Source organism: Streptomyces sp. NPDC048604 (assembly GCF_043199435.1).
Taxonomy (GTDB): Bacteria; Actinomycetota; Actinomycetes; order Streptomycetales; family Streptomycetaceae; genus Streptomyces.
This window is the reverse complement of the sequence record NZ_JBICVX010000006.1, coordinates 395,439-415,700: the sequence shown is the minus strand read 5'-3', so window position 1 is coordinate 415,700 and position 20,262 is coordinate 395,439. Positions and strand designations below refer to the sequence as shown.

At 73.7% G+C, this 20,262-nt stretch carries 16 protein-coding genes and 1 riboswitch; of the genes, 7 read left to right on the top strand and 9 right to left on the bottom strand.

Annotated features, from left to right (window positions below; all coding sequences use genetic code 11):
• Positions 1-125 precede the first annotated feature (125 nt).
• The 3 genes from ACGFMM_RS15885 to ACGFMM_RS15875 all read left to right on the top strand — a co-directional run bounded on the left by ACGFMM_RS15885 (position 126) and on the right by ACGFMM_RS15875 (position 2,964).
• The gene (locus ACGFMM_RS15885; protein ID WP_393646955.1) at positions 126-404 is read left to right on the top strand and encodes a hypothetical protein; all 279 of its coding nucleotides are present in this window, start codon (positions 126-128) and stop codon (positions 402-404) included.
• A gap of 108 nt (positions 405-512) precedes the next feature.
• The gene (locus ACGFMM_RS15880; protein WP_393646886.1) at positions 513-1,448 is read left to right on the top strand and encodes a hypothetical protein; all 936 of its coding nucleotides are present in this window, start codon (positions 513-515) and stop codon (positions 1,446-1,448) included.
• Between the two features lie 124 nt (positions 1,449-1,572).
• Complete coding sequence (locus ACGFMM_RS15875; RefSeq protein WP_393646885.1) at positions 1,573-2,964, top strand: tannase/feruloyl esterase family alpha/beta hydrolase; 1,392 nt, start codon at positions 1,573-1,575, stop codon at positions 2,962-2,964.
• A gap of 3 nt (positions 2,965-2,967) precedes the next feature.
• Here the strand turns inward: ACGFMM_RS15875 and ACGFMM_RS15870 are convergent, their stop codons facing one another.
• Both ACGFMM_RS15870 and ACGFMM_RS15865 read right to left on the bottom strand, forming a co-directional pair.
• Complete coding sequence (locus ACGFMM_RS15870) at positions 2,968-3,150, bottom strand: hypothetical protein (RefSeq protein ID WP_393646884.1); 183 nt, start codon at positions 3,148-3,150, stop codon at positions 2,968-2,970.
• Positions 3,151-3,279: 129 nt separating this feature from the next.
• The gene (locus tag ACGFMM_RS15865) at positions 3,280-4,359 is read right to left on the bottom strand and encodes a fatty acid desaturase family protein (protein ID WP_393646883.1); all 1,080 of its coding nucleotides are present in this window, start codon (positions 4,357-4,359) and stop codon (positions 3,280-3,282) included.
• 295 nt (positions 4,360-4,654) lie between these two features.
• On the opposite strand from ACGFMM_RS15865, the gene ACGFMM_RS15860 reads away from it, so the two are divergent.
• Complete coding sequence (locus ACGFMM_RS15860; protein WP_393646882.1) at positions 4,655-7,600, top strand: DEAD/DEAH box helicase; 2,946 nt, start codon at positions 4,655-4,657, stop codon at positions 7,598-7,600.
• Positions 7,597-9,015: an SWF or SNF family helicase gene (locus ACGFMM_RS15855; RefSeq protein WP_393646881.1), complete on the top strand. Its 1,419-nt coding sequence runs from the start codon at positions 7,597-7,599 to the stop codon at positions 9,013-9,015. Before ACGFMM_RS15860 ends, ACGFMM_RS15855 begins: the two co-directional genes overlap by 4 nt.
• 4 nt (positions 9,016-9,019) lie before the next feature.
• Here the strand turns inward: ACGFMM_RS15855 and ACGFMM_RS15850 are convergent, their stop codons facing one another.
• On the bottom strand, positions 9,020-9,790 hold the full coding sequence (locus ACGFMM_RS15850; protein WP_393646880.1) for a hypothetical protein: 771 nt from the start codon (positions 9,788-9,790) through the stop codon (positions 9,020-9,022).
• 239 nt (positions 9,791-10,029) lie between these two features.
• A complete protein-coding gene (locus ACGFMM_RS15845) occupies positions 10,030-10,887 on the bottom strand; it encodes a bifunctional 5,10-methylenetetrahydrofolate dehydrogenase/5,10-methenyltetrahydrofolate cyclohydrolase (protein ID WP_393646879.1) in 858 nt (285 codons plus the stop codon).
• Positions 10,888-10,912: 25 nt separating this feature from the next.
• Positions 10,913-11,003, bottom strand: a riboswitch (ZMP/ZTP riboswitch).
• Positions 11,004-11,290: 287 nt separating this feature from the next.
• On the opposite strand from ACGFMM_RS15845, the gene ACGFMM_RS15840 reads away from it, so the two are divergent.
• Complete coding sequence (locus ACGFMM_RS15840; protein ID WP_393646878.1) at positions 11,291-12,511, top strand: GAF domain-containing protein; 1,221 nt, start codon at positions 11,291-11,293, stop codon at positions 12,509-12,511.
• A 45-nt stretch (positions 12,512-12,556) separates the two neighbouring features.
• A complete protein-coding gene (locus tag ACGFMM_RS15835; protein WP_393646877.1) occupies positions 12,557-14,080 on the top strand; it encodes an aldehyde dehydrogenase family protein in 1,524 nt (507 codons plus the stop codon).
• A 39-nt stretch (positions 14,081-14,119) separates the two neighbouring features.
• Here the strand turns inward: ACGFMM_RS15835 and ACGFMM_RS15830 are convergent, their stop codons facing one another.
• The 5 genes from ACGFMM_RS15830 to ACGFMM_RS15810 form a co-directional block, all read right to left on the bottom strand.
• Complete coding sequence (locus tag ACGFMM_RS15830; RefSeq protein WP_393646876.1) at positions 14,120-14,752, bottom strand: TetR/AcrR family transcriptional regulator; 633 nt, start codon at positions 14,750-14,752, stop codon at positions 14,120-14,122.
• 43 nt (positions 14,753-14,795) lie between these two features.
• A complete protein-coding gene (locus ACGFMM_RS15825; RefSeq protein ID WP_393646875.1) occupies positions 14,796-15,686 on the bottom strand; it encodes a 3-hydroxybutyryl-CoA dehydrogenase in 891 nt (296 codons plus the stop codon).
• On the bottom strand, positions 15,683-16,855 hold the full coding sequence (locus tag ACGFMM_RS15820; RefSeq protein ID WP_393646874.1) for an acyl-CoA dehydrogenase family protein: 1,173 nt from the start codon (positions 16,853-16,855) through the stop codon (positions 15,683-15,685). Before ACGFMM_RS15820 ends, ACGFMM_RS15825 begins: the two co-directional genes overlap by 4 nt.
• A 59-nt stretch (positions 16,856-16,914) precedes the next feature.
• Positions 16,915-18,084 carry an acyl-CoA dehydrogenase family protein gene (locus ACGFMM_RS15815; protein WP_393646873.1) on the bottom strand — a complete coding sequence of 390 codons (1,170 nt, stop codon included), beginning with the start codon at positions 18,082-18,084 and terminating at the stop codon, positions 16,915-16,917.
• A 107-nt stretch (positions 18,085-18,191) separates the two neighbouring features.
• Positions 18,192-20,261, bottom strand: a complete 2,070-nt coding sequence (locus ACGFMM_RS15810) for an acetate--CoA ligase family protein (RefSeq protein WP_393646872.1) — start codon at positions 20,259-20,261, stop codon at positions 18,192-18,194.
• Position 20,262: the final 1 nt, after the last annotated feature.

Below are 20,262 nucleotides of genomic sequence, written 5' to 3'. Positions count from 1 at the left end.
TGGCGGGTCCTCGTCGGCGGTCTTCTGCCGCGGCCGTCCGCTGTCTACCGTGGTGATGCCGGGTGGCCCCGCCCGGGGGAAGGCGGTGGACCGTGCCCGGAGGTGTACTGGAGAGACTGCGCAGGCTGCGGGAGCGCAGGGCGAACCCCGACGGCAAGCCACGGGTCGCACCGCGGGAGGCTCGGCGGCAGCGGAACCTGTTCGAGGCCGCGGCGGACTACGTGGTCGGCTGTGTGGAGGACGACGAGGACCGTATCGAGGACGCCGTGACGTCGGTGCAGCCGGAGGCCCTGACGTTCGGCATCAACGAGCTGGCCTGCCGGGCCGTGATCGCGCTCGCCCGGGAGCGCGATCAGTCCCCGGAGACCGTCGCGCGGGACCTGCTCGGGCTGCCGCCCGCGTGAGGTCCGCGGCGGAATCGGTAAGCGGAAGGCTCTCGACGTGCGGGTTACCCACTGGTTATGGTGCGCCGACGACCGATGGGCACACCTGAAGCTGATGGGGAGGCCGCTGTGGCCGGGACGGACGAGACCGCCACCGAGACCGCCACCGACGACGCCGGCGAGGTCGTCGTCGACACCGCCGTCGACGACGACCCGCTCTACGTGCTCACGGCCGTGCTCCTCACGCCCGCGCAGTTCCCGAGCGTGCTCGGCGACGACTATCCGGCAGCCTGCGCGACGCTCGGCCTGGAGGCGTACGCGGACGGGTACGGGCTCGTGCTCGGCCAGGACGGCGACGGAGCGCGCTGGACGGTGGTCGTCGACGACGTCTCGCTCGTCGCGGTGGCGATCGCCTCCTGGGACTGCGGGATGGAGTACGACCTCTCGCCCGACGAACGCAGCGTCGTCGCCGCGATGCCGGGGTGGCCGCTGGCCGTGGCCACCGCCGCGCCCGGCCTGCCCGCGCCGCACGACCCGGCCCCCGAGGAGGGCGAGCCCGCGCTGCTCGTCCCGCCGGACGGCGACGCGTGGGGCCCGGCGCAGCGACGTCTCGGCGCGGACGAGGTGGCGCTGCAGTGGGCCGCCTGGCGAGCGCAGTTCGACGACGGCCAGGGGACAGGGACGGGGACGGAGGAGGCGACCGGCTCCACGGACGAGGCGACCGGCTCCGCAGAGGAGACGCAGGGCGACGAGGCTTCCGCCACCGCCACGTCGTCCGCTCCCGCCGAGCACGACCCCTACGCCGGCGTCCGGCGGGCCCTTGCCGAGTTGCGCGGCTATCTGGAGGCCGCGCCGCCGGTCGGGCGGGTCCGGTCCAGCTTCGCGCCCGACGGCGCGCGGATGCTGCGGGCGGACGGGCCGGGCTGGTCGCTGGTCGCCCGGACCGACGACATGGCGTTCGTGCTGCTGGACGACGAGCCGCGCGAGGTGCTGCCCGTGGCCCGCGGGCCGAAGCTGCCCACGCTCCTGGAGGCGCTGGACGGCATCGCGGTCCGGCCCGCCTGAGGCCCCGACCGGTGCCCCACATGGGCGGCCGGTCCGCGGTGTGGTGCGGCCCCATGGCCGGGCGGTCGGGGCGGCCGCAGGATGTGGCGGCGCACCTGTCCGCATCCCCTACCGGAGGCCGCCCATGCGCCTGTTCCGAGGCGTACCCCTGCTCACCGTATTCCTGGCGGCGCTGACCGTCGTCGGCCCCGCGAGCCCCGTCGGGGCCGCGGAGACCGGGCCTGAGGCACCCGGCCGATGCACCCGGCAGGACCGGGTCCGCGTACCCGGTGCCGAGCACCACCGTCTCGCCTGCCTCCCGGACCTCACGACCGCAGGACTGGCCGGCACCCCGCACACCGACATGGCCGACCAAGCAGGCCTCTCGGCCAAGGGGACGAAGAACCCCTCCGGCGTCCCCGGGCTCCAGATCGACGGGTACTTCCCCGACGACTCCACCCTCAACGCCACCCACGGCTGGTCCCACGACGCCCAGTTCGTGATCCGGCTCCCCGACAACTGGAACGGCGGCCTCGTCGTCACCGGGGCGCCCGGCACCCGGCGGCAGTACGCCACCGACACGCTCATCTCGGACCAGGTGCTGGCCCAGGGCTTCGCGTACGCCGCCACCGACAAGGGCAACACCGGCCCCGACTTCTTCACCGACGGCCGCCGCCCCGGCGACGCGGTCGCCGAGTGGAACCGCAGCGTCACCGAGCTGACCCTGGCGGCCAAGCAGGCCGTACGACTCCGCTACGGGCAGGGGCCCCGGCGCACGTACATGACGGGCATCTCCAACGGCGGCTACCTCACCCGCTGGCAGCTGGAGAACCGGCCGGACCTCTACGACGGCGGCGTCGACTGGGAGGGCGTGCTCTGGACCGCCGAGGGTCCCAACCTGCTGACGGGGCTGCCGGTGACGGTCGCCCGCACGCTCGGCCGGGCGGACGACGAGGCGCTCCTGCGGGCCGGCTTCGCGCCCGGTTCGCAGTTCCTGTGGCCGTACCACGAGAAGGTGTACTGGGGACTCACACAGAAGGTGTTCCGAGCCGAGTTCGACCCGGCGTACGACCCGGCCTGCCCGGGCGCCACGGCCGGTTCCACCACGGAGCAGATCTTCGCGCCCTGCCCGTCCGACGCCGTGTACGACTACGCCGCGCGCCCCGCATCGGTGCACCGGGCCGTCGCCCGGATCGCGCTGACCGGCAGGATCGGCCGCCCGCTGATCACCCTGCACGGCGACCTCGACACACTGCTGCCGATCTCCACCGACTCCGACGTGTACGCGCGGATGATCGACGCACGCGGCCGGGGCGCGCTGCACCGCTACTACACCGTCGCGGACGGCACGCACGCCGACGGGCTGTACGACGCCTTCCCGGACAGGCTGCGCCCGATCCTGCCCTGCTACCGGTCCGCCTTCACGACCCTGACGGCCTGGGTGGAGCACGGCGCCCGCCCGCCGGCCGACCATCGGGTGGCGCGGCCGGCGACGGGCGACGTGGTCAATTCCTGCGAGCTGACGCCGGCGGGCTGAGGCTCAGCGGTCTATCTCCTTGCGCGATGTCCGGCGCAGCCGCCGCCGCTGCTCCGGGTCGAGGGCGAAGTACGCCACGGCGGGGACGCCGACGACGATGAGCAGTGACATCCAGAATCCGATGAGGGGCCACAGGAGAAGGCCGACGGCCACTCCCCCGATGACGATTTTGGTCCTTGTCGACATCTCCGACGCCTCCTTCGCGGCCCGGGGGCCGCTCTTGCAGGGGAAACGCGCGGGCGAACGGCGCGGTTCCCCCGCCGTCCGCCTGCGCCCGGTCCTCGGGCGCACCGCGTCCTCACACGCTCCGCGTCGTCACTCGCTCCGCAGCGGTTCGCCGACGTCGTGCAGATGCCCGAGGGCCTGCCGGTACGAGTCGACGAAACCGGTCTCCGTGTAGGTGATACCCAGATCGCGGCAGTGTGCGCGCACGGCGGGCCGGGCGAGCCGCAGGTGCGGGCGCGGCATGCTCGGGAAGAGGTGGTGCTCGATCTGGTAGTTCAGTCCGCCGAGGAACCAGTCGGTGACGACGCCGCCCCGGATGTTGCGCGAGGTGAGGACCTGGCGGCGCAGGTGGCCCCAGGACTCGCCGCCGTCCGCGTCGGGCATCTCCATGCCCTTGTGGTTGGGCGCGAAGGCGAGACCGAGGTGCAGGCCGAGCAGCATCTGGTGGACCAGGGCGAACACCAGCGCCTGGACCGGGGTGAGCGCGGCCAGCAGCAGGGCGACGTAGCCGATGACGTGGGCGAACAGCAGACCGCCCTCGACGAGCCGGTCCCGCCGGTTCCGGTACGGCCCGTCCGCGGCGAACAGCGCCTGGAAGCCGTACACCTTCAGCGCGATGCCCTCCAGGGTGGTCAGCGGGAAGAACAGCCAGGCCTGGTGACGGGTGAGCCAGCCGCGCCAGCCCGTGCGGCCCTCGGCCTGGTCCTGGGCGAAGACCAGGATGTCGGGGGCGACGTCGGGATCCTTGTCGACGTGGTTGGGGTTGGCGTGGTGCCGGTTGTGCTTGTCGTTCCACCACTCCCGGCTCATGCCGAGCAGCACGTTGGCGTGCAGCCGCTGGATGAGCCGGTTGCGGCGGCGGTCGGTGCTGATCTGGGCGTGACCGGCGTCGTGGGCGACGAAGGCGGCGCGGGTGGACAGCAGGGCGAACGGCACCGCGAGCGGCAACGCCCACCAGGACGGGCCGATGAGGAACAGGCCGGCGACGACGGCGGCGAGGCCGAGCAGGTTGACGGCGATGCCGCGGGCGTACCAGCCGGGCCGCCCCTCCAGCAGGCCCTGCTGCTTGATGGTGCGCAGCAGCGGCGCGAACTCGCTGCCGCCGCCGGACTCGCGGCGAGGCGCGGGCGGCCGGGCGGGCGCCGTGAGCGTTGCGGTGGCCTGGGGCATGGCGGTCTCCGGTGTCCGTGGGAAGGGTGGCTGGGTCTTGGTCGCTGCCGGTCCTTGAAACCTACGGACGGTGATCGTCTGCGGCCATGACGGCTTCCCCCGGATCTCCGGGGCGGCATCCCCCGGGGCCGTCGGGGGCCTGCCCGGTGCCGGGGGTGGGGCTGTCCCCACCCCTCCTCCATCCGGCGACGCATAAGGTGATGCACATCACGATGCGAATGCGTGCGCGCGGCGGACGCGTCGAGTACTCTCGGCCGCTCGCGCATTAGTCAAATTTGAGGAGTGCGTCTTCACCGTGCAGCGCCCCGCACCGCTCGCCGATCTCTCCGACCGCCCCGACCTCGCCCGCCTCACCCGGCTCGCCCGCTGCTCCGCCGTCTTCCTGCCGGGCGACCCCGCCCGCACGGGACGGATCGCCTTCTGGCCCTCCGACGACTCCGGGAACGACCCCGCGGATGACCCTGCGGATGACGGCGTCGGCACCCCGGAGGCAGTCGTCGAGGAGCTCGTCCTCGTACGCAACGACCTCCGCCGCAACACCGTCCCCGCACTGTTCCTTCCGGTACGGGACGCCCTGCCGGTCCTGACCCGCGCGAGGCTCGTCCCCGGCGCCTCGCCCGCCACCGCCTTCTGGGGCTCGGCCGCACTGCTCGCGCTGCACCTGGCGGCCCGCGGTCTGCTGCTGCCCGGCCTGACCGAGACCGACCGGGACGCCTGGCGCATCGGCCCGCTCGGCCCGGAAGAGCTCGACCTTGTACGCACGCTCGCCGCCTCGATGCCGCCGACGGCGCACGCCGTACCGCTGAACGCCGACAGCGACAGCGACAGCGATGACGACGGGCCGCTGCTCCCCGAGCCGGAGCAGCTGCTGCGTGCCTTCCTCGACGCGGTCGCCGATGTCCTGCCCCGTACCCCCGCGGCCGAACTCGCCGCGGGCGGCCCGGCGTTCGCCGCGACCGCGCCGCAGACCGTGCCCGAACAGCGCGCCTGGGCGACGGACGTGGCCGCCGGTCACGACGCCGGCGTACGGCTCTCGCTGCGCATCGAGGTCCCCGGCCTTACAGAGGGCGACGCCGAGACGGATGGCGCTGCGCCCCGTTTCCGCGCCGTGCTCCAGATGCACAGCGCCGCCGACCCGACGCTGCTGGCCGACGCCGCCGACGTCTGGTCCGGCGCGGCCGGACCCGGCGCCGCGGCCTTCGGCCCCCGCGCCCGCATGGACGCCCTGCTGGCCCTGCGGCGCGCCGCCCGCGCCTGGGCGCCGCTGACTCCGCTGCTGTCGGCGGCCGTTCCGGACGCCGTCGACCTGGCCGACGAGGAGATCGCCGAGCTGCTCGGCCCCGCCGCGCGCCACCTCGCCGCCACCGGCGTCCAGGTGCACTGGCCGCGGGACCTCGCCCACCGCCTCACCGCCCGCGCCGTCATCGGCCCTCCAGAGGGGCAGACGGGCGCGGAGGACGGCACGTGGGGCGACGGGCTCCCCTCGTTCCTCTCCGCCGACGCCCTGCTCTCCTTCGACTGGCGGTTCGCCGTGGGCGGGCTCGAGCTCAGCCGCACCGAGCTCGACCGGATCGCCGAGACCGGCCGGCCGCTCGTGCGGCTGCGCGACCAGTGGGTCCTGATCGACCCCGAGGAGGTCCGCCGCGCCCGGGAGTCCCGTGACCGCAAGGTCACCCCGGTCGACGCGCTCGGGGCCGTCCTCACCGGCAGCGTCGAGGTGGACGGCCGCCGGGTCGACGTCGCCGCGTCCGGCGGGCTCGCCGCACTCCGCGACCGGATCGCCGATCCGGAGGGCGGCGTGCAGGAGCTCGCCCAGCCCGCGGCGCTCGCCGCCACGCTGCGCGACTACCAGCTGCGCGGCCTCAACTGGCTGCACCGGATGACCTCGCTCGGCCTCGGCGGCTGCCTCGCCGACGACATGGGTCTCGGCAAGACCATCACGCTCATCGCGCTCCATCTGCACCGGCAGACCGATCAAACCTCCGCCGGGCCGACACTCGTCGTCTGTCCGACGTCGCTGATGGGCAACTGGCAGCGGGAGGTCGAGAAGTTCGCGCCGGGCACCCCGGTCCGCCGCTTCCACGGCTCCGCCCGCTCCCTGGAGGGCCTGGCGGACGGCGAGTTCGTCCTGACCACGTACGGCACCATGCGCCTGGACGCGCCCCGGCTGGGCGCCGTGCACTGGGGCATGGTCGTCGCCGACGAGGCGCAGCACGTCAAGAACCCGTACTCGGCGACCGCCAAGGAGCTGCGGACCATCGGGGCGAAGGCCCGCGTGGCGCTGTCCGGCACGCCCGTCGAGAACAACCTGTCCGAGCTGTGGGCGATCCTCGACTGGACGACCCCGGGACTGCTCGGCCGGCTCGGGACCTTCCGCAGCCGATACGCGCAGGCCGTCGAGGGCGGCCAGGACCCGGCCGCGGCCGCACGGCTGTCCGCGCTCGTGCGGCCCTTCCTGCTGCGCCGCCGCAAGTCGGACCCGGGCATCGCGCCCGAGCTGCCGCCGAAGACCGAGACCGACCGCGCCGTGTCGCTCACCGCCGAACAGGCCGGTCTGTACGAGGCGGTGGTCCGCGAGACGCTCGCCGCGATCTCCGAGGCGGACGGGATGGAACGGCGCGGCCTCGTGGTCAAGCTGCTGACCGCGCTCAAGCAGATCTGCAACCACCCGGCCCAGTACCTGAAGGAGGAACGGCCGCGGATCGACGGCCGTTCGGGGAAGCTGGAGCTGCTCGACGAGCTCCTCGACACGATCGTCGCCGAGGGCGCGAGCGTGCTGGTCTTCACGCAGTACGTGCAGATGGCGCGGCTGCTGGAGCGGCATCTCGCGGACCGCGGCGTGCCGTCGCAGTTCCTGCACGGCGGCACGCCGGTCCCCGAACGCGAGGCGATGGTGCAGCGCTTCCAGGACGGCGAGGTGCCGGTCTTCCTGCTGTCGCTGAAGGCGGCGGGCACGGGTCTGAACCTCACCCGCGCCGGCCACGTCGTGCACTACGACCGGTGGTGGAACCCGGCCGTGGAGGCGCAGGCGACCGACCGGGCGTACCGCATCGGCCAGACCCAGCCGGTGCAGGTGCACCGGCTCATCGCGGAGGGCACGGTCGAGGACCGTATCGCCGAGATGCTGCTGCGCAAGCGGGAGTTGGCGGACGCCGTACTGGGCTCCGGCGAGGCGGCGCTCACCGAGCTGACCGACGCGGAGCTGGCCGAGCTGGTGGAGCTGCGAGGAGGCGGCCGATGAGCGGGCGCGAGCGCGAGTACCAGGACGACTACGAGGACGAGTACGGCCACAAGGGCAAGTACGGCCGCGACGACGAGGACGGGGACGACACGCTGGACGCCTACGAGACGGACGACGAGCTCGACCAGGACGACACGCACGACGAAGGCCCCGACGCGGCCGACTCCGAGGAACGGACCTTCGCCGCGCTGCCGCCCGCCCATGGCCGGGGCTTCGCGCAGACCTGGTGGGGCCGTGCCTGGCTCCAGGCGCTGGAGGACACGGCGCTCGACGGCGAGCAGGTGAAGCGGGGCCGGCGGGCCGCGCGCGAGGGCGCGGTGGGCGCGGTGTCGGTCCGGCCGGGCCGCATCACGGCGGTCGTCCGGGACCGGGACGGCATGGCCCACCGCAGCGATGTGCTGCTGCGGGAGCTGGACGACGACGAGTGGGACCGCTTCCTCGACATGGCGGCGGACAGCGCCGGGCACATCGCGGCGCTGCTCGACCGCGACATGCCGCCGCATCTGGTCGAGGACGCGGCCGGGCTCGGACTCGAACTGCTGCCGGGCATAGGCGACCTGGAGCCGGAGTGCACCTGCGGTGCGTGGGACCACTGTCCGCACACGGCGGCCCTGTGCCACCAGGTGGCCCGGCTGCTCGACCAGGACCCGTTCGTGCTGCTCCTGATGCGCGGCCGGGGCGAGCGGCGGCTCCTGGACGACCTGCAGGAGCGGAGCGTCGCGCGCGCCGAGCCGGCACGGGAGGGGGCGCGGCGGGCCGGCGTACCGGCGGCGGAGGCATACACGGCGGGGGACATCCTGCCGCCGCTGCCTGCTCCCCCGCCACTGCCGGAGGCGCCTGGGGGTGCGCAGTCGCTGGACACGGAGACGGACCCGGCGCCGGGTCTCGACCCGGCCGCGCTGGAGTTCCTGGCCGAGGACGCGGCGGCCCGGGCGCGGCGGCTGCTGGCCGAGGCGCTGGCCCCGGAGCACGTAGCGGCCCCGTGGGAGCCGTCCTTGACGGTCGATCAGGACGCGGTGCGACTGGCCGCGGCCGGTCCGACTCCGTGGATCGCGGCCCGGCTCGCGTCCGGCGCCGGACGCGGTCGTGCGGGGCTGACGGCGGCGGCCGAGGCGTGGCGGCTCGGCGGGGCGGCGGCACTCGCCGTCCTGGACGGGTACCGGCCGCCGTCCCCGGAGGTGCTGGCGCGGGCGAAGGCGGTGCTCGCCGAGGCGTGGGAGGCAGCGGACCGGCCCACGCTCCGTGCGTCGTCCCACGCCCGCTGGACGGTCGTCGGCGCGGACGTACAGCTCCGGCTGGCCGAGGACGGCCGCTGGTGGCCGTTCCGCCGCGCCGGCTCCCAGTGGGTCCCGGCGGGCCCGCCGACGGCCGACCCCGCATCGGCGCTGGCGGGGGTGGCTCAGCCCGCGGAGTGAGGGGTCACTGCAACGGGGCTTCGAGCTTGCGTCCCGAGTCGGAGAGCACGGCGAGGCTGCACACGATCGTGTCGTAGCCGAGCAGGTAACCGGAGCGGTACGGGTACTGGACGTACGTCGTCCAGTACGTGCCCGAGGGCTGCGCGGCCGCCTTGGCGCGCAGCGGCGCGCGGCACAGCTCCGCCGCCCGGCGCCGGACCTCGTCATCCGTGCGGAGCGCCCCGGCGAGCCGGAGCCGGGCCACCACCTCGGCGTCGTGCGGGCGGTCGCAGCGGCGGCGCGTCGGGGTGCCGGGGTTGTCGCGGTCCATGTCGAAGCAGTCGCCGACGCGCAGGCGTTCGTACTCGACCGGCTCGCCGCCGCTGGAGCGGTCGGGCCGGCGGGTCGGAGTCGGGGCCGGGGTGGTGTGGCCGCGGACGATCGCCGGGGTCGCCGAGGGGGTGGGCTTCGTGGACTTCTTGCGGCGTTCCCGCAGCTCGCCGGGGTCGGGCGTGGCGCGGCGGGACGGCAGGCGTGCCGGGTCGCCGCCGGCCGCGGAGGGTCCGGAGGTGGGAGTGCCGGGGCGGCCGTCGCCGTCGCCCCCGCCGGTCGGCCCGTCGGGCGTCGCCGGGGCGTTGCGCCGGGCGTCGTCGCGCACGTCCTCGGTGCGGAGCGTGTCCCGGGCCGTCACGACGGCGGCGGCAAGGACGGCGGCCAGCACGATCAGCACCAGCGGCCCGGGCATGAGGCGGCGGTGCGGACCGGGGGTGCCGGGGGCAATGGGTCGCTCAGCCATGTGCACCAGGGTGACCGGTGGCCCGCCGTCCCGCGAGACCGGGTCGGCGGTTACGGGCAGGGCCGTACGGAATCGTGACATTCGAGGGTGCGAATGCACCCGAAACACCCTCGGGGACAGGCGTGTGACGCTGTGTGTGCCTGTCCCGTCGGCGTGTCGCGCACGTCACGATCCGGCCATGACCGCACCGCCGAAGCCCTGTGTGGCGCGTTACTTCAACCGGGCCTATGTGCGGCGCGTTACTTCAAACCGAGCTGGCGCTCCGCCGCCTCGACGGTCTGGGCGAGCAGCACCGCGATGGTCATCGGGCCGACGCCGCCCGGGACCGGCGTGATGAGGGAGGCGCGCTCGGCGGCCGACCCGAAGTCGACGTCACCGACGTTGCCCGGGTTGTAGCCGGCGTCGATGACGACGGCGCCCGGCTTGATGTCCTCGCCCTTGATGAAGTTCGGCTTGCCGACGGCGGCGACGAGGACGTCGGCCTCGCGGACGACCGAAGAGAGGTCGGTGGTGCGGGAGTGGCAGTAGGTGACGGTGGCGTCGCGGCCGAGGAGCAGCAGTCCGGCCGGCTTGCCGAGGATGGCGCTACGGCCGACGACGACCGCGCGCTTGCCGGTGAGCCCGACCTCGTACGCGTCGAGGAGCCGCATGATGCCGCCCGGGGTGCAGGAGACGAAGCCGGGCAGGCCGAAGCCCATGGCTGCGAAGGAGGCCATGGTGACGCCGTCGACGTCCTTCTCCGGGGCGATGGCCTCGAAGGCGGCGCGCTCGTCGATGTGCGGGCCGACCGGGTGCTGGAGAAGGATGCCGTGCACCTCGGGGTCGGCGGACAACGCGGAGATCGCGGCGACGAGCTCCTCGGTCGTGGTCGCCGCGGGCAGCTCGACGTGGCGGGAGCGGATTCCGGCCTTGGCGCAGCGGTTCTGCTTCATCTTCACGTACGTGACGGAGGCCGGGTCCGCGCCGACGAGCACGGTGGCCAGACAGGGCGTCACGCTGGTGCGGCGGGTGATTTCGGCGGCGCGGGCGGCGGTCTCCTCGACCGTGCGCCGAGCGAGGGCGGTGCCGTCCATGAGGGTCGCGGTGCTGGTGGACATGGGCTGCTCCTGGGCGTGGGCTGATGGGAGTCGCCCAGGCGCGCGGCAGTCGGACGGAGGTCCGCCGGGCCGCTCCCCGGTGGTGATCCACCCAAGCGCCAGTCACGGCCCGAGCCCCACTCTACGTGACGGCCAGGGGCGCGGACCGGACAGGCCGTGCACGGACGCTTGTCGGCGGACCGCTCCGGCACCACGATGGCGCGCACGGGGGCTTCGAGCACGCGCGGGACGACCTCGGCGGGAGGCCGACTTGAACGCAGGCGGGACGACGGACGCCTCAGCGACGACTCCGGGGGCCGGAGCGACGACTCCAGAGTCCGGAGCAACGACTTCTGAAGCCCGGAACGCCAGAGCGGCGACTCCCGGCGCCGGGGACGCATCAGCCGTACGCCGGGCCCACGAGGTGTTCACCTCCGGCGGCGAGCTGCGCAGGCCGCCGGTGCGCGAACTGGTCGCCGCGTCGTGGCGGCGCTCGGCACGGGCCCGCGTCAGCCCGGACGGCGCGGCCTGCGTGGAGCTGGCCGACGACGACCTCGTCGCGTACCGGGAGGAACATCCGCTGGCACCGGCGATGCCGGTGGTCCGGGAGCTGATGGGCGCGTACGCGCGGGACGGCGAGCATCTGCTCGCGGTCTGCGACGCGGCGGGCCGGATGATGTGGGTGGAGGGCCATCCCGGGACGCTCCGAAAAGCGCGCGGGATGAACTTCGTGGCGGGCGCACGCTGGTCGGAGTCCGCGGCCGGCACGAACGCGCCCGGCACGGCGATCGCCGTGGACCGACCGGTGCAGGTCTGCGCCGCCGAGCACTTCAGGCGTCGGGTGCAGGCGTGGACGTGCGCGGCGGCACCGGTCCACGATCCGCACACCGGCCGGATGCTCGGCGCGGTCGACATCACCGGCGGCGACGGACTCGCGCATCCGCACAGCCTGGCGTTCGTACAGGCGGTGGCGCGGGCGGCGGAGGCGCATCTGGCGCTTCGGGCGCCCGCCGTGCCCGCCGGCCGGCCGCGGCTGACGGCGCTCGGCCGGGACGAGGCGGTGCTGCGGATCGACGGCCGCAGCGTACGGCTGAGCCGCCGGCACAGCGAGATCCTGGTGGTCCTCGCCCACCGCCCGGACGGTGTGAGCGGCGACGAACTGCTGGTGGAGCTGTACGAGGACGAGTCGGTGACCCCGGTGACGCTGCGCGCGGAGCTGTCGCGGCTGCGCGGTCTGCTCGGCCCGGAGGTGCTGCGCTCACGCCCGTACCGGCTGGCCTCGCCGGTGGACGCCGACTTCGCGGCCGTGGACCGGCGGCTCGCCTCGGGCGCGGTGTCGGCGGCGCTCGGCGCGTACGCGGGCCCACTGCTGCCGGGTTCGCGCGCGCCCGGGGTCGTACGGCTGCGGGAGCGGCTCACGGACCGGCTGCGGGCGGCGCTGGTGGACCGGGCGGATCCGGGGCTGCTCGCGGACTGGGCGTACAGCGCGTGGGGCGAGGACGACGTGGAGCTGTGGCGGGCGCTGGCGGACGCGGTCCCGGCGGTGCAGCGGCCGCCGGTACTGGCGCGGCTGCGCGCCCTGGACGCGGAACTGTCCGCGGGCGCAACGGGGTTGCAACGTCCGGGTCCGCACACTCGGCGGTGAGCGCCGGCCAGGGACGGCCGGCGCGGTCCGAGGGAGGCCCCGAAGATGACCCGTTTCGCCGCACCCGGCACCGACGGCGCGCTCATGTCGTACCGGTCGCGCTACGACCACTGGATCGGCGGCGAGTACGTCGCCCCGGCCGGCGGCCGGTACTTCGAGAACCCGAGCCCGGTCGACGGCAAGCCGTTCACCGAGATCGCCCGCGGCACGGCCGAGGACGTCGAACGCGCCCTGGACGCGGCGCACGCGGCCGCGCCGGGGTGGGGCCGCACGGCTCCGACGGAGCGGGCGAACATCCTGCTCCGCATCGCCGACCGCATGGAGGCGAACCTGGCGGAACTGGCGGTGGCGGAGAGCTGGGAGAACGGCAAGCCGGTGCGCGAGACGCTGGCGGCCGACATCCCGCTGGCCATCGACCACTTCCGCTACTTCGCGGGCGCGCTGCGCGCCCAGGAGGGGACGCTCAGCGAGGTCGACGACGACACGGTGGCGTACCACTTCCACGAGCCGCTGGGCGTGGTCGCGCAGATCATCCCGTGGAACTTCCCGATCCTGATGGCGGTCTGGAAGCTGGCCCCGGCGCTGGCGGCCGGCAACGCGGTGGTCCTGAAGCCGGCCGAGCAGACCCCGGCCTCGGTCCACTACCTGATGAGTCTGATCGCGGACCTGCTGCCGCCGGGCGTGGTCAACATCGTCAACGGCTTCGGCGCGGAGGCGGGCAAGCCGCTGGCGTCCTCGGCGCGCGTCGCGAAGATCGCGTTCACGGGCGAGACCACGACGGGGCGGCTGATCATGCAGTACGCCTCCGAGAACATCAAACCGGTCACCCTGGAACTCGGCGGCAAGTCGCCGAACATCTTCTTCGACGACGTGTGGGCCGCGGACGACGACTTCCGCGACAAGGCGCTGGAGGGCTTCACGATGTTCGCCCTCAACCAGGGCGAGGTCTGCACCTGTCCGTCGCGCGCGCTGATCCAGCGCGGCCACTACAGCGAGTTCCTGGAGGCGGCGGTCGCCCGTACGGAGAAGATCCTCCCGGGCCACCCGCTGGACACCGACACGATGATCGGCGCCCAGGCGTCCAACGACCAGCTCCAGAAGATCCTCTCCTACCTGGACATCGGCCAGCAGGAGGGCGCGAAGATCCTGACGGGCGGTCAGCGCATCGAGTACGACGGCGAACTGGCCGGCGGCTACTACGTCCAGCCGACGATCTTCGAGGGCGACAACCGGATGCGGATCTTCCAGGAGGAGATCTTCGGCCCGGTCGTCGCGGTGACCTCCTTCACCGACTTCGACGACGCGATCGGCACGGCCAACGACACGCTGTACGGCCTCGGCGCGGGCGTCTGGACCCGCGACATCAACACCGCCTACCGCGCCGGCCGCGCCATCCAGGCGGGCCGTGTCTGGACGAACTGCTACCACGCCTACCCGGCCCACGCCGCCTTCGGCGGCTACAAGCAGTCGGGCATCGGCCGCGAGACCCACAGGATGATGCTGGACCACTACCAGCAGACGAAGAACCTGCTGGTGAGCTACTCGCCGAAGAAGCTGGGCTTCTTCTAGCGGAACGGAAGAAGGCGCCTGACCCGGGGTTTTCCCGGGTCAGGCGCCTTCTTGGAGCGCCCGGACCTCGGGGAAGACGGGAGAGATGCCCAGCGAAGGGGCGATGGCCGACCAGATCGTCGACTGGGCCGTGGGTAGGTCGACATGTGGGTCGGTGAGCATCACGCGAATGCCCAGGCCGTCACAGAGCGCCAGGATCAGCGTGCTGATCGCGGCGACATCGCAGGGGGCGAACTCGCCCGACGCGACGCCGCGTTCCACCGCGCCGCCGACCCAGGCATGGAGCTGGTCGTACAGGTCGACGGCGAGGTGCCGGGCTGCGTCGTCGCGCTGTGCGCGCACCCACAGTTCCTGCCACAGTTTCCAGTCCTGGCGCAGCTCCTCGTCGGTGGGCAGCATGGTTCGCACGATGCGCGCGAGCAGGACGCCGGCCGGCACGTCGGCGTCGCCGCCGTCGAGGTCCGTGCCGGTCTGGGCGAACGAATGCGTCATCGCCTCGGCGAAGAGCTTCTCGCGGGTGTCGAAGTGGTAGTGGAGCAGCGCCTTCGACACCCCCGCGTGCTCGGCGACCTTGCGCATGCTGACGTTCTCGAACCCGATGTCCGCGATCACCTCGCACGCGGCCTTGAGGATCCGCTCCCGTGTCTCGAGTGCGCGCTCGGCCTTGGTCACGTTGGCAACTCCCGCTTTCGGTCTCGGTCCACGTCCCCGACCATCATCCCTGCCCATCCTGCCCCGCCAGGCGCCCCGGGTACGGGTGGAAGCCACGACCCGTCTTCCGACCGAGCCGCCCCGCTTCCACCATCCGAGCCAGCAGCGGCGGCGGGGCGTACAGCGGCTCGCGGTACTCCGCGTACATCGACCGGGCGATGGCCTGCACCGTGTCCAGACCGATCAGGTCGGCCAGGGCGAGCGGGCCGAGTGGATGGGCGCAGCCCAAGGTCATGGCCCGGTCGATGTCCTCGGCCGACGCCGCACCGGACTCGGCCATCCGCACCGCTGCCAGCAGGTACGGCACGAGCAGGGCGTTGACGACGAACCCCGCCCGGTCCCGGGCGTGCACGACCTCCTTGCCGAGGACCTCGGCGGCGAAGGCGCCCGCGCGCCGGACGGTGTCCTCGCCGGTGAGCAGCGAGGGCACCAGTTCCACCAGCGGCAGCCGCGGCACCGGGTTGAAGAAGTGCAGACCGATGACCTGGGACGGCCGCGAGGTGGCGGCCGCCAGTCTGATGACGGGCAGGGACGAGGTGTTGGTCGCCAGGACGGCGTCCCGGCGCTCCACGACGGCGTCGAGCCGGGCGAAGACCTCGGTCTTCGCCCGCTCGTCCTCCGCCACCGCCTCGACGACCAGATCGCGGTCGGCGAGCCGCGCCATGTCGGTGGTCACCGCGATCCGACCGGCCGCGGCCCGACGCTCGGCCACGGCCAGCCGGCCGGCCGCCTCAGCCCGTTCCAGCGAGCGGGTGATCCGCCGCAGTCCGGCCTCCGCGGCCGCCGGTCCGGTCTCCACCACCACGACGTCGCGTCCGGCGCGGGCGCAGACCTCGGCGATGCCGGAGCCCATGAGCCCGCAGCCCACGATCCCCACCCGGGCGAGGTCGCTCACGCGGTCACCGGCAGCTGCAGGACACCCGTCCCGCGCTTGACGAGTTCGCCCGCGACGATGAGTCGCTGGATCTCGGAGGTGCCCTCCCAGATCCGGTCGACGCGCAGCTCTCGGTAGAGACGCTCGACGGGGTACGAGCGGTCGTAGCCGCGCCCGCCGAAGATCTGCAGGCACCGGTCGACCACCCGACCGGACGCCTCGCTCGCCGCGAGCTTGGCGATCGCGGCCTTCGCGTGCAGGGTCTTGCGGTCGGTTCGGCCCTCGCCGACCTCCCAGGCGACCTGGTGGGTGTACGCGCGGTTCACGGCGATGTCGACGGCCGAGTCGGCGAGCATCCCCTGGATCAGCTGGAAGTCGGCGATACGGGAGCCGAACTGACGGCGTCCGACGGCCCAGTCACGGGCGAGCTCCAGGGCCCGCTCGGCCGCCCCGATCGTGCGGGCGGCGATCATCAGCCGCTCCTCGGAGAACCAGGAGCGGGTGAGGTCGTAGCCGTTGCCGACGCCGCCGAGCACCGCGTCCTCGGGCAGGCGTACGTCGGTGAAGGTGAACTCGGGGTGTTCGTAGACGAAGGTGTGCATCCAACGGGGCACCCGGGTCATCTCGATACCCGGGGTGTCCTTGTCCACGAGGAACAGCGTCGGCGCCCGCTCCTCCCCCGCAGCAGCGAGCACGATCATGAAGTCGGCGTGGTCGCCCACGGTGACGAACCACTTCTCACCGTTCAGCACCCAGCCGTCGGCGGTCCGGGTCGCGGTGGTGCGCAGGTTCTGCGGGTCGGAGCCGGCCTCGGGCTCGCTGACCGCGTAGCAGTCGCGCCGGCGCCCGCGGATCACGGGCACGAGGTACCGCTCGCGCTGTTCGGGCGTGCAGTGCGAGAGGGCGTTGGCGGGCCGCCACACCATGTCCCACAGTGCGCCGGTGAGCCGGCCCAGTTCCTCCTGGACGACGACCTGCTCGGGGACGGTGAGTCCGGCACCGCCCCACTCGGCCGGCATGTTGACGGCCTGGAGGCCGCTGTCGAGGACGGCGTCGCGGATCTCGGCGTGGGCCTGTGGCGGCAGACCGTTGTTCTCCTCGCAGTCGAGCTCGTACTTCATGATGAAGTCGGTGAGGTCACGCGCCGATTCCTTGAGCTCCTGCTGGCGTGCGGTGAGACGGAAGTCCATGGGGTGCTTGTCCTCTCGGTGGTGGGTGTGGGTGTGGGTGCCGGGGCAGGGCGGTGGGCTCAGCGCGGCAGGGCCAGCGCCCCGGTGCCGCGCTTGATCAGCTCGTTGGCGATGATCAGCCGCTGGATCTCCGAGGTGCCCTCCCAGATCCGGTCGACGCGCAGCTCGCGGTACATCCGCTCGACCGGGTACGAGCGGTCGTAGCCGCGCCCGCCGAAGATCTGCAGGCACCGGTCGACCACCCGACCGGCGGCCTCGCTCGCCGCGAGCTTCGCCGTGGAGGCCTTGGCGTGCAGGGTCTTGCGGTCGGTCTGAGGCTGGTCGGCCTCCCAGGCGATCTGGTGGGTGTAGGCGCGGTTGACGGCGATGTCGACGGCGCAGTCGGCGAGCATCCCCTGGATCAGCTGGAAGTCGGCGACACGGGAGCCGAACTGACGGCGTCCGACGGCCCAGTCACGGGCCAGTTCCAAGGCCCTCTCGGCGGCGCCGACGGTCCGGGCGGCGATCATCAGCCGCTCGTCGGTGAACCACTCCTTCGTCAGCTCGTAGCCGTTGCCGACGCCGCCGAGCACGTCCTCGTCGGATACGAAGACGTCGGTGAACCGGAACTCGGGGTGCCCGTTCACCGCTGAGTGCATGAAACGGGGGACCCGCGTCATCTCGACACCGGGGGCCTGCTTGTCGACGAAGAACAGCGTCGCCGCTCGGTCCGGCCCGGCATCGGCCTGCACCAGCAGGAAGTCGGCGATGTCGCCGCAGGTGACGAACCACTTCTCGCCGTTCAGCAGCCAGCCGCCCGCCGTGCGGGTCGCGGTGCTCGTGCCCGATCCGGGGTCGGATCCGGCCCCGGGCTCGGTGACGGCGAAGGCGTCGAAGCGCTCGCCGCGAATCACCGGCAGCAGGTACTTCTCGCGTTGTGCCTCGGTGCCGTACGCGAGGACGTTGGCGGGCCGCCAGGGAATGTCCCACAGGCAGTTGGTGACCTTGCCGAACTCCTCCTCGACGATCACCTGGTCCAGCAGGGAGAGTCCGGCGCCGCCCCACTCGGCGGGCATGTTGATGGCGTAGACGCCGGCTTCGATCGCGGCCCGGGTCAGCTCCCGCACGGTGTCGGCGGGCAGCGGGCCGCCGGCTTCCTCGGACTGCTCCTCGTACCGCATCAGGAGCCGGGTGTAGGCCGCGGCGCGCGCCTTGAGCTCGGTCTGCTCGGGGGTGTAGCGGAAGTCCATGGTGCGGGTCTCCTCCAGGGCGAGAGGGGTGTGCGGGACGGTGTGCAGAGAGGTACGCGGGGGTGTACGGGCAGGCCTCGCCGGGGCCTCGTGGGGATGGGGTGGGGTCAGCCGAGGACGGCTCGCGCGTCCAGCGCGAGGGCGCCGTCCGGGCGTACCAGCAGCGGGTTGACCTCCAGTTCGGCGATCTCCGGGTGGGCCGCGGCGACCTCGGTGATGCGGGCGACGACAGCGGCGGCGGCCGTCACGTCCACGGCGGGACGGCCGCGCACGCCGTCGAGCAGGGCGGCGGTCCGCAGCCCCCGCAGCAGCTTCTCGGCGGAGCCGGCAGTCACGGGCGCGAGGGCGAAGGCCACGTCGCGCAGGGTCTCGGTGAGCACTCCGCCGAGGCCGACCATCGCCACCGGGCCGAACCGGGGGTCGCGTTGAACGCCGACGATCAGTTCGACACCGTCCGAGAGGTCCGCCATGGCCTCGACCGAGTACGACGGGGCGCCGAGGCGGGCGTGCATCCGCCGGTACGCGGCCAGCAGCGCGTCCCGGTCCGCGAGCCGCAGCGCCACCCCGCCGGCGTCGGACTTGTGCAGGACGTGGAGGGCCTTCAGGACGTACGGTCCCTCGAACGAGGCGGCAGCGGCGAGCAGCCCGGACTCGTCGGTGATCTCCCGGGCCGGTGGGAACGGCACTCCGGCCGCGGCAAGCAGCGCCCGCACACCGTGGTACGAGGGGTCCCCCAGGGGTGCCGCGGCCGGCGGAAGAACGGCCACCCCGGTCGGAGCGCCCGCCGCGCGGCCGGTCGACGCGGCCAGGGCGCGGGCCGCGTCCTCGGTGGCGGCGAACACCGGGACCCCGGCCTCCGCGAGCGCCCGGCAGCTGGGCGACTCCGGGTACATGGACTGCACGACCAGCGGCTTCGGTGTGGCGGCGAGGTGTCCGGCGATCTCCTTCGCGGCCCGTTGCTCGCCCTCGGCGAGGACCGAGCCGCCGGCCGGCCCGCCGCCCAGGCCGCCTTCGGAGGCGGCGTATCCGCCGAAGTAGCCCGTCATCAGGACGGCGTCGACCTCGTCGGCGGCCAGCAGTTCGCGGACGGTGTCGGCGTACGAGAGGGGGCGCTGCTCCCCCATGCCGGCGAGGTCGACCGGGTTGCGGACGGCGGACTGCTCCCACAGCACGCTCCGCAGCCGGTCCTGGGCCGGGACGCCGAGCTCGGGCACGTCGAGCCCGGCGTCCTCGGCGGCGTCCGCGGCGACCGCGCCGTGGCCGCCGCCGTCCGTGAGGACCGCGGTCCGTCGGCCGGTCGTGCGCCGCCCGCCGGCCAGGGCGGCGAGCACCACGGTCATCTCCCGTGGGGTGCGGACGAGTTCGACACCCGCGTCGCGGCAGGCCGCGGCCACCACGTCGGCCGAGGTGGTCAGTGCCCCCGTGTGCGACCGGGCGCTGCGGGCCGAGGCGGTGCCGCGGCCGGCGGTGAGGAGGACCACCGGCTTGCCGGCCTCGGCGGCGGCACGGGCGAAGGCCCGGCCGTCGCCGAAGTCCTCGGCGTACACGGCGATCACGGAGGTGGGCTCGTGGCGGGCGCAGTCCTCGACGAGGTCGACGAGGGTGACGTCGGCCTGGTTGCCGAGCGAGACGAACCGGGAGAAGCCGAGGCCGTGCGGGGCGCCGCGCAGCTGGAGTTCGAGGGCCAGGTTGCCGCTCTGGCTGAGCAGGGCGACACGACCGGGCGCGAACCGGTCCGAGGCCAGGTACAGCTCGGTGGTGTTGTCCGCGATGCCCAGGCAGTTGGGGCCGACGAGCACGGCTCCGGCGGCCCGGACACGCTCGGCGACGGCCCGCTGGCGGGCGAGCCCGGCGGGGCCGGCCTCGGCGAAACCGGCGGTGATGGCGACGATCGCCTTCGCGCCGCAGGCGAGAGCGTCGTCGACGGCCGCCTCGAATCCGGTGCCGGGTACCGAGATCACCACCAGGTCGACCGGCTCGCCGACCTCGCCGAGGGAGGTGGCCGCCGTCCGGCCGAGTACGGTGCCGCCGCGCCGGTTCACCAGGTGGACGGGCCGCCGGTCGGGCGCTCGGAGGGCCTGGGCGGCCACCGCGTGGCCGTACTTCGCCGGGTCGTCGCTGGCGCCGACCACGGCGACGGATCCGGGGTCGAAGAGGGAGGTCAGATCACGCCTCATC

What these genes read in the sequence shown, in the direction of transcription:
- ACGFMM_RS15855 (WP_393646881.1), top strand. Translation starts at nt 7,597, where the DNA reads ATGAGCGGGCGCGAGCGCGAGTACCAGGACGACTACGAGGACGAGTAC.
- ACGFMM_RS15835 (WP_393646877.1), top strand. Translation starts at nt 12,557, where the DNA reads ATGACCCGTTTCGCCGCACCCGGCACCGACGGCGCGCTCATGTCGTAC.
- ACGFMM_RS15870 (WP_393646884.1), bottom strand. Translation starts at nt 3,150, where the DNA reads ATGTCGACAAGGACCAAAATCGTCATCGGGGGAGTGGCCGTCGGCCTT.
- ACGFMM_RS15845 (WP_393646879.1), bottom strand. Translation starts at nt 10,887, where the DNA reads ATGTCCACCAGCACCGCGACCCTCATGGACGGCACCGCCCTCGCTCGG.
- ACGFMM_RS15815 (WP_393646873.1), bottom strand. Translation starts at nt 18,084, where the DNA reads ATGGACTTCCGCTACACCCCCGAGCAGACCGAGCTCAAGGCGCGCGCC.
- ACGFMM_RS15810 (WP_393646872.1), bottom strand. Translation starts at nt 20,261, where the DNA reads ATGAGGCGTGATCTGACCTCCCTCTTCGACCCCGGATCCGTCGCCGTG.
- ACGFMM_RS15875 (WP_393646885.1), top strand. Translation starts at nt 1,573, where the DNA reads ATGCGCCTGTTCCGAGGCGTACCCCTGCTCACCGTATTCCTGGCGGCG.
- ACGFMM_RS15865 (WP_393646883.1), bottom strand. Translation starts at nt 4,359, where the DNA reads ATGCCCCAGGCCACCGCAACGCTCACGGCGCCCGCCCGGCCGCCCGCG.
- ACGFMM_RS15850 (WP_393646880.1), bottom strand. Translation starts at nt 9,790, where the DNA reads ATGGCTGAGCGACCCATTGCCCCCGGCACCCCCGGTCCGCACCGCCGC.
- ACGFMM_RS15820 (WP_393646874.1), bottom strand. Translation starts at nt 16,855, where the DNA reads ATGGACTTCCGTCTCACCGCACGCCAGCAGGAGCTCAAGGAATCGGCG.